This is a genomic window from Pseudomonas sp. Z4-7 (genome assembly GCF_051131965.1).
GTDB lineage: Bacteria > Pseudomonadota > Gammaproteobacteria > Pseudomonadales > Pseudomonadaceae > Aquipseudomonas.
Genome location: NZ_CP071642.1, coordinates 4,737,559 through 4,749,692 on the forward strand (window position 1 = coordinate 4,737,559; position 12,134 = coordinate 4,749,692).

The following is a 12,134-nucleotide window of genomic DNA, read 5'->3' on the forward strand; positions in this document are numbered from 1 at the left end:
CGGCGCCAGGACTATAAAAACTACAACAGCATGAGTGGAGCACTATGACTAAGGCTACTAAGCAGATTTCCAAACTGTTTGCCGCTATGGTTCTGGCCGGGGTTGCCAGCCATTCGTTCGCCGCCGACACCATCAAGATCGGCATCGCCGGCCCGAAAACCGGCCCTGTAGCCCAATACGGCGACATGCAGTTCAGTGGCGCGAAAATGGCCATCGAGCAGATCAACGCCAAGGGTGGCGTCGACGGCAAGCAACTGGTCGCCGTTGAATACGACGACGCCTGTGATCCAAAACAAGCGGTCGCGGTTGCGAACAAGGTCGTCAACGACGGCGTCAAGTTCGTGGTGGGCCACCTGTGCTCCAGCTCCACCCAGCCGGCTTCGGACATCTACGAAGACGAAGGCGTGATCATGATCACTCCGGCCGCCACCAGCCCGGACATCACCGCGCGCGGCTACAAGATGATCTTCCGCACCATCGGCCTGGACAGCGCCCAAGGCCCTGCGGCCGGCAACTACATCGCCGACCACGTCAAGCCGAAAATCGTTGCGGTCCTGCACGACAAGCAGCAGTACGGTGAAGGCATCGCCAGCGCCGTGAAGAAAACCCTCGAAGGCAAAGGCGTGAAAGTGGCCGTCTTCGAAGGCGTGAACGCCGGCGACAAAGACTTCTCCTCGATGATCGCCAAGCTCAAGCAAGCCAACGTCGACTTCGTCTACTACGGCGGCTACCACCCGGAGCTGGGCCTGATTCTGCGTCAAGCCCAGGAAAAAGGCCTGAAAGCCAAGTTCATGGGTCCGGAAGGCGTGGGTAACGACTCCATCTCGCAAATCGCCAAGGAATCCTCCGAAGGCCTGCTGGTGACCCTGCCGAAATCCTTCGACCAGGATCCGGCCAACGTCGCCCTGGCTGACGCGTTCAAGGCCAAGAAAGAAGACCCGAGCGGTCCGTTCGTATTCCCGTCCTACTCCGCTGTGACCGTGATCGCCGACGCGATCAAGGCTGCCAAGAGCGAAGACGCGACCAAAGTGGCTGAAGCCATCCACGCCGGCACTTTCAAGACGCCAACCGGTGACTTGAGCTTCGACGACAAGGGCGACCTGAAGGACTTCAAGTTCGTGGTTTACGAGTGGCATTTCGGCAAACCTAAAACCGAAGCTTCGCCTCAGTAAGGCCTGGCCTGACTGACTGCCAATAAAGCCCACGGCGTGCCGTGGGCTTTGTTTTAAATGTATTGGGCCGCGCTGGCGTGATCCGCCAGTCTCCCCACCTGAAAATCTCAAAACCGTCATCAGCGGTTCGCTGGCAAACCTCGTGTTCGAAGTGGATGCAGATCCACGGGACCCGGGCGGGAAAATGACTCCACCAGTGAAATGCGTATCAGGTTTTTAGGAGCGCTGTAATGCCTGACATCTATCACTTCTTCCAGCAGCTGGTTAACGGCCTGACCGTTGGCAGCACGTATGCCCTGATCGCCATCGGCTATACGATGGTCTATGGCATCATTGGAATGATCAACTTCGCCCACGGCGAGGTGTACATGATCGGCTCCTACGTGGCGTTCATCGCCATCGCCGGGCTGGCCATGATGGGACTCGACAGTGTCCCGCTGTTGATGACCGCAGCTTTCATCGCGAGCATCGTGGTTACCAGTTCCTATGGCTACAGCATCGAACGGATCGCCTACCGCCCGCTGCGCGGCAGCAACCGTCTGATCCCGCTGATTTCCGCCATCGGTATGTCGATCTTCCTGCAGAACACGGTACTGCTTTCGCAAGACTCCAAGGACAAATCCATTCCCAACCTGATTCCGGGCAACTTCGCCATCGGGCCAGGCGGGGCACATGAAGTGCTGATTTCCTACATGCAAATCGTGGTGTTCGTGGTGACCCTGGTCGCCATGCTCGGCCTGACGCTGTTCATCTCCCGTTCCCGCCTGGGCCGCGCCTGCCGCGCCTGCGCCGAGGACATCAAGATGGCCAACCTGCTGGGCATCAACACCAACAACATCATCGCCCTGACCTTCGTCATCGGTGCGGCCCTCGCGGCCATCGCCGCGGTGCTGTTGAGCATGCAATATGGCGTCATCAACCCCAACGCCGGTTTCCTCGTGGGCCTGAAAGCCTTTACCGCCGCGGTGCTCGGCGGCATCGGCAGCATCCCCGGCGCGATGCTCGGCGGATTGGTGCTGGGCGTGGCGGAAGCCTTTGGTGCCGACATCTTCGGCGACCAGTACAAGGACGTCGTGGCGTTCGGCTTGTTGGTTCTGGTTCTGTTATTCCGGCCGACCGGCATCCTGGGCCGTCCGGAGGTTGAGAAAGTATGACTAGGCATCTCAAATCGGCGCTCTTCAGCGCCCTGCTGGTCTGGGCCGTGGCCTATCCGGTACTCGGTCTCAAACTGACCATCGTTGGTATCAACCTGGAAGTGCACGGCACCAGCCCGACCATCCTGGCGACCATCGCCGTATGTTCCGTCCTGATGTTCCTGCGGGTGCTGTTCAGCACGCAGATCAGTGCGGCGTGGAAAGCGTCGCCCGGCGTGCCGGTGATCCCGGCCAAGGCCAGCAACTTCCTGACCCTGCCGTCGACCCAGCGCTGGATCGTGCTGGGCCTGATCGTCGTGGCCCTGGTATGGCCGTTCTTCGGCTCTCGCGGCGCGGTGGACATCGCCACGCTGATCCTGATCTACGTGATGCTCGGCCTCGGCCTGAACATCGTCGTGGGCCTGGCCGGCCTGCTGGACCTGGGTTATGTCGGCTTCTACGCCGTCGGGGCCTACAGCTACGCGCTGCTGTCGCACTACTTCGGCCTGAGCTTCTGGATCTGCCTGCCGATCGCCGGGATGATGGCCGCCACCTTCGGTTTTCTGCTGGGGTTCCCGGTCCTGCGCTTGCGCGGCGACTACCTGGCGATCGTGACCCTGGGTTTTGGCGAGATCATCCGTCTGTTCCTGCGCAACCTGACCGACATCACCGGCGGCCCGAACGGCATCAGCAACATCGAGAAGCCGACGTTCTTCGGCCTGACCTTCGAACGTAAAGCCGCCGAAGGCCTGCAGACCTTCCACGAGTACTTCGGCCTGCAATACAACTCGATCAACAAGGTGATCTTCCTCTACCTGGTCGCCCTACTGCTGGCCCTGGCGGCGCTGTTCGTCATCAACCGCCTGCTGCGCATGCCGATCGGCCGCGCGTGGGAAGCCTTGCGCGAAGACGAAATCGCCTGCCGTGCGCTGGGTCTCAACCCGACCGTGATCAAGCTGTCGGCCTTTACCCTGGGTGCTGCGTTCGCCGGTTTCGCCGGTAGCTTCTTCGCCGCTCGCCAAGGCCTGGTGACGCCCGAATCCTTCACCTTCATCGAGTCGGCGATCATCCTCGCCATCGTCGTGCTGGGCGGGATGGGCTCGCAGTTGGGTGTGATCCTGGCGGCGATCGTGATGATCCTGCTTCCCGAAATGATGCGTGAATTCAGCGAATACCGCATGTTGATGTTCGGCGCCTTGATGGTGCTGATGATGATCTGGCGTCCTCAAGGTCTGCTGCCTATGCAACGCCCGCACATGGAGCTGCGCAAATGAGCCGCGAGATCCTGAAAGTCGAAAATCTGAGCATGCGCTTCGGTGGTTTGCTGGCGGTCAACGGCGTGGCCCTGACCGTTAAAGAGAAACAAGTGGTTGCCTTGATCGGGCCGAACGGCGCGGGCAAGACCACCGTGTTCAACTGCCTGACCGGTTTCTACCAGCCTACCGGCGGCACCATCCTGCTGGACGGCGAGCCGATCCAGGGCTTGCCCGGTCATCACATTGCCCGCAAGGGCGTGGTGCGGACCTTCCAGAACGTGCGTCTGTTCAAGGACATGACGGCGGTCGAAAACCTGCTGATCGCCCAGCATCGTCACTTGAACACCAACTTCTTTGCCGGCCTGTTCAAGACCCCGGCGTTCCGCAAGAGCGAACGCGAGGCCATGGAGTACGCCGAGTACTGGCTGGACAAGGTCAACCTCACCGAGTTCGCCAACCGTACCGCCGGGACCCTGGCCTACGGTCAGCAACGGCGCCTGGAAATCGCCCGCTGCATGATGACCCGTCCGCGGATCCTCATGCTCGACGAACCGGCCGCCGGCCTGAACCCGAAGGAAACCGAAGATCTGAAGGCGCTGATCAGCGTGCTGCGCGAGGAGCACAACGTGACCGTGCTGCTGATCGAGCATGACATGAAGCTGGTCATGAGCATTTCCGACCACATCGTCGTGATCAACCAGGGCACGCCGCTGGCCGACGGTACGCCGGAACAGATCCGCGACAATCCTGAAGTGATCAAAGCCTACCTGGGGGAAGCGTAAATGCTGCAGTTCGAAAACGTTTCCACCTTCTACGGCAAGATCCAGGCGCTGCACAGCGTCAACGTCGAGGTCCGCCAGGGCGAAATCGTCACGCTGATCGGTGCCAACGGCGCCGGCAAGTCCACCCTGCTGATGACACTCTGCGGTTCGCCGCAGGCCCACAGCGGCAGCATCCGCTACATGGGTGAGGAGCTGGTGGGCCAGGACTCGGCGCAAATCATGCGCAAGAGCATCGCCGTGGTGCCTGAAGGCCGTCGGGTATTTGCCCGGCTGACCGTGGAAGAAAACCTCGCCATGGGCGGTTTTTTTACCGACAAGGGCGACTTTCAGGAACAGATGGACAAGGTGCTGCACCTTTTCCCACGCCTGAAAGAGCGTTTTACCCAGCGCGGCGGCACCATGTCCGGCGGCGAACAGCAGATGCTCGCCATCGGTCGTGCACTGATGAGCAAGCCCAAGCTGCTGCTGCTCGACGAGCCGTCGCTGGGCCTGGCGCCGATCATCATCCAGCAGATCTTCGACATCATCGAACAGCTGCGCAAGGATGGGGTGACGGTGTTCCTGGTGGAGCAGAACGCCAACCAGGCGCTGAAGATCGCTGACCGAGCGTACGTGCTGGAGAACGGTCGCGTGGTGATGCAAGGCACCGGTGAAGCACTGCTGACCGACCCGAAAGTGCGCGAGGCGTACCTGGGCGGTTGAGTCTGTCGCGATAGAAAAAACGGCCTTCGGGCCGTTTTTTTTGCTCGGATGTTGGACGTAGATCCCTGTGGCGAGGGAGCTTGCTCCCGCTGGGCTGCGTAGCGGCCCTAAGATTTTGCGGTCGCTGCGCAACCGAGCGGGAGCAAGCTCCCTCGCCACAGGGACCGATTACAACCGATCCAGCGCCTCCCCGCTGCGTTTGAACCACTCAATCAGATAATCAGCCAGCACCTGCGTACGCTTGGGCAACCCGCCCTGATATGGATGCACCAGGTACATCGGCATGCGACGGGTCTGAAAGTCCCGCAGCAACCAGCGCAGGCGGCCGTCGGCCAGTTCCTGGTCAAGCAGATACGACGGCAGACGGGCGATTCCAGCGCCGGCCAGGGCGGCTTTTTTCAACAGGCTGTAATGGTTGCTGGCAAACGGCCCGGACACCCGCACCCGCAGCAACTCATGTTGCTGGTGGTACAACCACTCCTCACGACCGCTGTAGTGACTGTTGAGCAGGCATTTGTGCTCCGCCAGGGCCTGGGGAACCGCGGGCTCACCGAAGCGTTCCAGATAGGCCGGGCTGGCGCAGGTCAGTTCATGCCAGGCCAGCAGCGGGCGAGCCACCAACCGCTCGTCGATCGCCGCATCCGAGCGGATCGCCAGATCAAACCCATCGCGCGATAAATCGCGGTAACCGTTATTGAGCTCCAACTCGATCTGCACGTCGGGGTAGGCGAGAGCGAACTCGGTCAGCAGCCCTTCAAAAAAGGTTTCGCCCAACGAAACCGGCACCGTCATCCGCACCGGCCCGGAAACTTCACCCTTCAAGCGGGCCAACGCCTGACGCGCCCTTTCCACTTGCACCAACAAGGCCTGGGCCTGGGGCAACAGCGCCGCACCCGCCGCCGTCAGGCTCAGGCGTCGCGTCGTGCGCTGAAGCAGGATCACTGAAAACCGCTCCTCCAGCAGGCTGATGCGCTTGGACAGCTGCCCCTTGCTGCATCCCAACCGCTGCGCCGCCAGGGTAAAACTACCGGCCTCGACCAGCACGGCAAACGCTGCCAGATCATCGATCTCGCTCATTGGATTGTTTCCAAATGAAAACCAAAGGTTTCCTATTAGCACGCTTATCCCGAGGAAAATCCACTCTAGACTGCAACCTCGTCCACCCCATTTGAGGATCAGTCCATGAAAATCCTGTTGATCGGCGCCAACGGAACCATCGGTTCGGCCATCGCTAACGAGTTGTCGCCCCGTCATGAAATTGTCCGTATCGGCCGCCACAGCGGTGATGTGCAAGTGGATATCAGCGACAGCGCCTCGATCCGCGCCCTGTTCGAAAAAACCGGCCGCTTCGATGCTTTGGTTTGTGCGGCGGGCAACGTCACTTTCGCGCCGCTGGGCGACATGACCGAAGAAAGCTTCGCCCTCGGTTTGAAAGACAAGTTGATGGGTCAGGTCAATCTTGTATTGATCGGCCGCGAATTCGCCAATGACGGCGCATCCTTTACCCTCACCACCGGCGTACTCAGCCACGACCCGATCAAGAGCGGCGCCTCGGCGGCCCTGGTGAACGGCGCCCTCGACAGTTTTGTGCGCGCTGCGGCAATCGAGCTGCCCCGGGGCCTCAGGCTCAACTCGGTAAGCCCGAACGTATTGCTGGAAGCGATGGACAAATATGCGCCGTACTTCCGCGGCTACAAGCCGGTTCCTGCGGCTGAAGTGGCATTGGCCTATGCCAAGAGCGTCGAAGGCCTGCAAACCGGGCAGACTTTTCACGTCGGCTGACCCCTTGTGATGAAGGATCAGTCTGAGTAACGTGGCGGCACTTGTCTGGAGACCCAATGATGCGTGCCGCCCGTTCCCTGTTGTGTATTGCCTCGCTTGCGCTTTTCGCCGGCTGCCAGTTGCTCGACGCCCCGCGCCAGAGCGCCTCCCATGCCGGCCAGACGCGCATGCAGGGCGAACTCACGGCGGCCGATGGCAAGCTGGTGTTCCAGCCATGCCAGGAACAGCGCCGCTACATCGTCAACGACACCGGCGGCACCAGTGTGCTGCAACAAGCCGCCACCCTGGCGGATGATCGCGGCAAACTCTTCGCCGATCTGCGCGGGCGTATCGTTTCCAGCGCGGCGGCCGGCACCGACAGCCAGCTGGACGTCGAGCAGCTGTATCGCCTGGAACGCTCCGGGACCGCTTGCGATGATGTTGACTTCAAACGGGTGATTCTGCGGGCAGCGGGACATGCCCCTGAATGGACACTCAAGGCCAGCGGCAAGGGCCTGGTCCTGGATCGCCAAGGGCAGCCGCCGCTGGCGGTGCCGTACGTCGAGGAGCAGTTGGGCGATGGCCGCTTCAACCTCGGCACCGAGGCCAACGGCCAGAAGGTCGAGTTGTGGGTCACGCCGCAACGCTGCGTCGACAGCACCAGTGGCAGCGTGCAGCACATGAGCGCCGAGTTGCGGGTCAACGGTCAGGTCCAGCGCGGTTGCGCCTACTTTGGTGGCGCGCGCGACGACTGATTCGACGCATGACGGGTTTTAACCTCACGGAAAACCGGGATTGCGGCTTATAATCGCCGGTTTGAAGAACGCCTTGGCGCAGTTGTGCGCCCCGCGAACCGGACCCCGTCATGTTACGAATCACCGAACTCAAGCTGCCGATCGACCATCCCGAAGAAGACTTGCGCCCTGCCATCGTGCAGCGGCTGGGCATCGCCAGCGATGACCTGCTCGACTTCACCCTGTTCAAGCGCAGCTACGACGCCCGCAAGAAATCCTCCGAGCTGTGCTTCATCTACACCATCGACCTGTCGGTGCGCGATGAAGCCGGTGTGCTGCGCAAGTTCGCCGATGACCGTAATGTCAACGAAGCGCCGGACATCAGCTACAAGGTGGTTGGCCAGGCACCGGCGGACTTGAGCGAGCGGCCGATCGTGGTCGGCTTCGGGCCGTGCGGCATCTTCGCCGCCATGTTGCTCGCACAGATGGGTTTCAAGCCGATCATCCTTGAGCGCGGCCCGGAAGTACGCCAGCGCACCAAGGACACCTGGGGCCTGTGGCGAAAAAGCGTGCTCAACCCCGAGTCCAACGTACAGTTCGGCGAAGGCGGCGCGGGGACGTTCTCCGACGGCAAGCTCTACAGCCAGATCAAGGACCCGAAATTCCTTGGACGCAAGGTCCTGCATGAGTTCGTCAAGGCCGGGGCCCCCGAAGAAATCCTCTATGTCAGCAAGCCGCACATCGGTACGTTCCGCCTGACCGGCGTCGTGGAAAACATGCGTGAGCAGATTCGCGCCCTCGGCGGTGAAGTGCGCTTCGGCGAGCGAGTTACCGACGTTTTGATCGAGGACGGCCAACTGGTTGGCGTCGAGCTGGCCAGTGGTGAGCAGATCCGTTCGAAACACGTGATCCTTGCCTTGGGCCATAGCGCCCGGGATACCTTCCGCATGCTCCACAGCCGTGGCGTGTACATGGAAGCCAAGCCGTTCTCGGTGGGTTTCCGTATCGAACACCCGCAATCGCTGATCGACAGCGCACGCCTGGGCAAGTACGCCGGCCACCCGAAACTCGGCGCCGCCGACTACAAGCTGGTGCACCACGCGAAAAATGGTCGCTCGGTGTACAGCTTCTGCATGTGCCCGGGCGGCACCGTGGTGGCGGCGACCTCCGAGCCGAACCGCGTCGTGACCAATGGCATGAGCCAATACTCGCGCAACGAGCGCAACGCCAACTCGGGCATCGTCGTCGGCATCACGCCGGAAGCGGATTATCCGGGTGGCCCGCTGGCGGGCATCGAGTTGCAGGAGCGCCTGGAATCCCACGCCTTCGTGCTGGGTGGCAGCAACTATGAAGCCCCCGCGCAACTGGTGGGTGATTTCATCGCCGGCAAGCCGTCCACGGCGCTGGGCAGCGTCGAACCGTCCTACAAGCCTGGGGTTGCCCTGGGCGACTTGGCCCTGGCTCTGCCGGATTTCGCCATCGAGGCCATCCGTGAAGCGCTGCCGGCGTTCGAGAAACAGATCCGGGGTTATTCGCTGCATGATGCGGTGCTCACCGGCATCGAGACCCGGACTTCATCGCCGCTGCGCATCACCCGCAACGAAACGCTGCAGAGCTTGAATGTGAAAGGCCTGTTCCCGGCTGGCGAAGGTGCCGGTTATGCCGGCGGGATCTTGTCGGCGGGCGTGGACGGGATCCGGATCGCCGAAGCGGTGGCGCGGGATATTCTTGGCTTGAAGGACTGACTTCCATTCACTGTGAAATGCTGTTCATCTGGATTGAATGAACAGCAGGCCCCTGTGGGAGCGAGCTTGCTCGCGATGGCGGCTTGGCCTCCAACTCATCCGTTGGCTGATCCACCGCTATCGCGAGCAAGCTCGCTCCCACAGGGGATCCCAGTGATTCAGATATTGGCCCGCAACACGCCCTCCGGCAGCGCTTCTCCGCGCTCCGCACATCCCGCCACCGCATCGATCAATGGGTCCAACTCATACCCCTGGGCCTTGAGCCACGCCGGATCGTAATACGTCGTGGCATAACGCTCCCCGCCATCACACAGAATCGCCACGATCGAACCCGACTCACCGCCTTGCACCATTCGCTTCGCGGCGATCAGCGCGCCGATCAGGTTGGTGCCGCTGGATCCGCCGACCCGCCGTCCCAGTCGCTGGGCCAGGTAGTGCATGGCCGCGAGGGACAGGGCGTCCGGCACCTTGACCATCGCATCGATCACCTTGGGCAGGAACGAGGCTTCGACCCGTGGCCGACCGATGCCCTCGATCCGCGACCCGCAATCCAGGCGCAGGCTGGCATCGCCGCTGCGGTAGTAGTCGAAAAATACCGAACGCTCGGCGTCGGCACACAGCACACGGGTACCGTGCTGGCGGTAGCGTACGTAGCGCCCCAAGGTGGCCGTTGTACCGCCCGTGCCAGGGCTGGAGATCAGCCAGGTGGGCTCCGGATGCCGCTCGAAGCGCATCTGCTGGAAAATCGACTCGGCAATGTTGTTGTTCGCCCGCCAGTCCGTGGCCCGCTCGGCGTAGGTGAACTGGTCGATGAAATGCCCGTCATGCTCGCGGGCCAGACGTTCGGATTCGGCGTAGATCTGCGTAGGGTCATCCACCAGATGGCTCTGGCCACCATAGAAGGCGATCTGGGCGATTTTTTCCCGGGAGGTAGTGGCAGGCATCACCGCGATGAAAGGCAGGCCCAGCAATCGCGCAAAATACGCCTCGGAAATCGCCGTCGAGCCGCTGGAGGCCTCGATCACCGGTGCACCGGGCTTGAGCCAGCCATTGCACAACGCATACAGGAACAGCGAGCGGGCCAGTCGGTGCTTGAGGCTGCCGGTGGGATGGCTGGACTCATCCTTGAAATACAGCTCGATGCCCGGCAGTCCGGCCAGCGGCAATGGGATCAGATGCGTATCGGCACTGCGTTGGAAATCCGCCTCGATGATACGGATGGCTTCACGCGCCCATTGGCGGGGATTGTTCATGGTGTTTTCTCGCAGGGCCGGTAGGACTTTCAGGCAGACCGATGGCCGGGGGCACGATCTATTCAGGAAATACGAGACACCAGCTTAGGAAAAAACCGACATCCCGCACAGGTACAGCTAAGGTCCAATGTGCCCGGCAACTGCCTGAATGCCCGGCGCAGGCGCTGTAACGACATATAACAAAAAAGAATATAACTTTTGTTTTAACAACAAACAGTACGGGTTAGGGTGTGCCATCTTTTTGATTTGATTAATGGAGAGCAACCTTGGCTCTACGTAACTCACTGACGCGGTTTTTCCAGCTGGAAGCTGCCAGCGGCCTGCTCTTGATTGCCGCCGCCGTGCTGGCCCTGGTCATCAACAACTCTCCGCTGTCCTGGCTGTATGGCGGCCTGCTGGACACGCCCGTGGTCGTCCAGGTCGGTGCGTTGAAGATCGCCAAGCCGTTACTGCTATGGATCAATGACGGCCTGATGGCGCTGTTCTTCCTGCTTATTGGCCTGGAGGTCAAACGCGAGGTGCTCGACGGGCAACTGTCGAAACCTTCGCAGATCGTCCTGCCGGGGGCCGCGGCAATAGGCGGCATGCTGGTGCCGGCGCTGATCTACTGGTTTCTCAATCGCGACAACCCTGCCGCGCTCGCTGGCTGGGCGATTCCTACGGCTACCGATATTGCCTTTGCCCTCGGCGTGCTGGCCTTGCTTGGCAAGCGCGTACCGGTATCGCTCAAGCTGTTCCTGATGACGCTGGCGATCATTGATGACCTGGGCGCCATCGTCATCATCGCGATGTTCTACTCCGGCGAGCTGTCGACCCTGTCGTTGGGGCTGGCCGCGGCCTGCATCGCAGCCCTGGTGGCAATGAATCGGCTGGGCGTGGTCAAGCTCGGACCGTACATGGTGGTCGGCTTGATTCTCTGGGTCTGTGTGCTCAAGAGCGGCGTGCATGCCACGCTGGCGGGGGTGACGCTGGCATTCTGCATCCCACTGCGCACGAGAAACGCTGAAACCTCTCCCCTGCTGACGCTTGAGCATGCGCTGCATCCTTGGGTGGCCTACATTATCTTGCCGCTGTTCGCATTCGCCAACGCTGGCCTTTCCCTGAGCGGTGTCACGGTCGAGAGCTTTACCCATCATGTCCCGATGGGCATCGCAATCGGCCTGTTGCTGGGCAAGACTGTCGGCGTGTTCAGCCTGACCTGGCTGGCGGTGAAAATCGGCATCGCCAGTCTGCCTGCCGGGGCCAATTGGGGGCAGATACTAGGCGTGGCGATTCTTTGTGGCATTGGTTTTACCATGAGCCTGTTCGTCGGCTCCCTGGCGTTCGTGCCGGAGGTGAGTGAGTATGCGGGGATGGATCGGATGGGGATTCTCACCGGGTCGATCCTGGCGGCGCTGATTGGATATGGGGTGACGGCGATGGCTAGTCGTAAGCCTTCAGAGCTGAGTTCCTGAGAGTTCAGCGGGCTTTGCTTCTTGTCATGAGATGGTGTGTATATCCGTTGCTGCGGTCACGGCGGCTTAGGGTTTCGCCCTTACGGCGAGTCACTTTTGGAAGAGCCCCAAAAGTAACCAAAAACGCTCTGCCCCACCACTC

At 61.2% G+C, this 12,134-nt stretch carries 11 protein-coding genes; 9 read left to right on the forward strand and 2 right to left on the reverse strand.

Features of this window, described 5'->3' with window-relative positions; translation table 11 throughout:
- The first annotated feature begins 44 nt into the window (after positions 1–44).
- The 5 genes from J3P91_RS21160 (at position 45) to J3P91_RS21180 (ending at position 5,045) form a co-directional block, all read left to right on the forward strand.
- On the forward strand, positions 45–1,172 hold the full coding sequence (locus J3P91_RS21160; protein WP_434601653.1) for a branched-chain amino acid ABC transporter substrate-binding protein: 1,128 nt from the start codon (positions 45–47) through the stop codon (positions 1,170–1,172).
- Between the two features lie 230 nt (positions 1,173–1,402).
- The gene (gene livH / locus J3P91_RS21165) at positions 1,403–2,326 is read left to right on the forward strand and encodes a high-affinity branched-chain amino acid ABC transporter permease LivH (RefSeq protein WP_014336891.1); all 924 of its coding nucleotides are present in this window, start codon (positions 1,403–1,405) and stop codon (positions 2,324–2,326) included.
- Positions 2,323–3,579 (forward strand): high-affinity branched-chain amino acid ABC transporter permease LivM, encoded by a 1,257-nt coding sequence (locus J3P91_RS21170; RefSeq protein ID WP_434572259.1) that lies wholly within the window; start codon positions 2,323–2,325, stop codon positions 3,577–3,579. The genes livH and J3P91_RS21170 overlap by 4 nt, the downstream gene beginning before the upstream one ends.
- Positions 3,576–4,343 carry a high-affinity branched-chain amino acid ABC transporter ATP-binding protein LivG gene (gene livG, locus J3P91_RS21175; RefSeq protein WP_186613628.1) on the forward strand — a complete coding sequence of 256 codons (768 nt, stop codon included), beginning with the start codon at positions 3,576–3,578 and terminating at the stop codon, positions 4,341–4,343. Before J3P91_RS21170 ends, livG begins: the two co-directional genes overlap by 4 nt.
- Positions 4,344–5,045, forward strand: a complete 702-nt coding sequence (locus tag J3P91_RS21180; protein ID WP_186613630.1) for an ABC transporter ATP-binding protein — start codon at positions 4,344–4,346, stop codon at positions 5,043–5,045. It begins immediately after the preceding gene.
- A 168-nt stretch (positions 5,046–5,213) separates the two neighbouring features.
- Here the strand turns inward: J3P91_RS21180 and J3P91_RS21185 are convergent, their stop codons facing one another.
- The gene (locus J3P91_RS21185; RefSeq protein ID WP_434601654.1) at positions 5,214–6,122 is read right to left on the reverse strand and encodes a LysR family transcriptional regulator; all 909 of its coding nucleotides are present in this window, start codon (positions 6,120–6,122) and stop codon (positions 5,214–5,216) included.
- A gap of 105 nt (positions 6,123–6,227) precedes the next feature.
- On the opposite strand from J3P91_RS21185, the gene J3P91_RS21190 reads away from it, so the two are divergent.
- The 3 genes from J3P91_RS21190 to J3P91_RS21200 all read left to right on the forward strand — a co-directional run bounded on the left by J3P91_RS21190 (position 6,228) and on the right by J3P91_RS21200 (position 9,285).
- Entirely contained in the window at positions 6,228–6,827 is a 600-nt protein-coding gene (locus tag J3P91_RS21190; RefSeq protein ID WP_434572253.1) for a short chain dehydrogenase, read from the forward strand.
- 59 nt (positions 6,828–6,886) lie between these two features.
- Entirely contained in the window at positions 6,887–7,561 is a 675-nt protein-coding gene (locus J3P91_RS21195; protein WP_434605197.1) for a COG3650 family protein, read from the forward strand.
- Between the two features lie 110 nt (positions 7,562–7,671).
- Positions 7,672–9,285 carry an NAD(P)/FAD-dependent oxidoreductase gene (locus J3P91_RS21200; RefSeq protein WP_434601655.1) on the forward strand — a complete coding sequence of 538 codons (1,614 nt, stop codon included), beginning with the start codon at positions 7,672–7,674 and terminating at the stop codon, positions 9,283–9,285.
- Between the two features lie 158 nt (positions 9,286–9,443).
- On the opposite strand, the gene J3P91_RS21205 is transcribed toward J3P91_RS21200, so the two are convergent.
- On the reverse strand, positions 9,444–10,538 hold the full coding sequence (locus tag J3P91_RS21205) for a PLP-dependent cysteine synthase family protein (RefSeq protein WP_434601656.1): 1,095 nt from the start codon (positions 10,536–10,538) through the stop codon (positions 9,444–9,446).
- 266 nt (positions 10,539–10,804) lie between these two features.
- Between J3P91_RS21205 and nhaA the strand changes: the two genes are divergently transcribed.
- Positions 10,805–11,992: a Na+/H+ antiporter NhaA gene (gene nhaA, locus J3P91_RS21210; protein WP_434572247.1), complete on the forward strand. Its 1,188-nt coding sequence runs from the start codon at positions 10,805–10,807 to the stop codon at positions 11,990–11,992.
- The last annotated feature ends 142 nt before the right edge of the window (positions 11,993–12,134 follow it).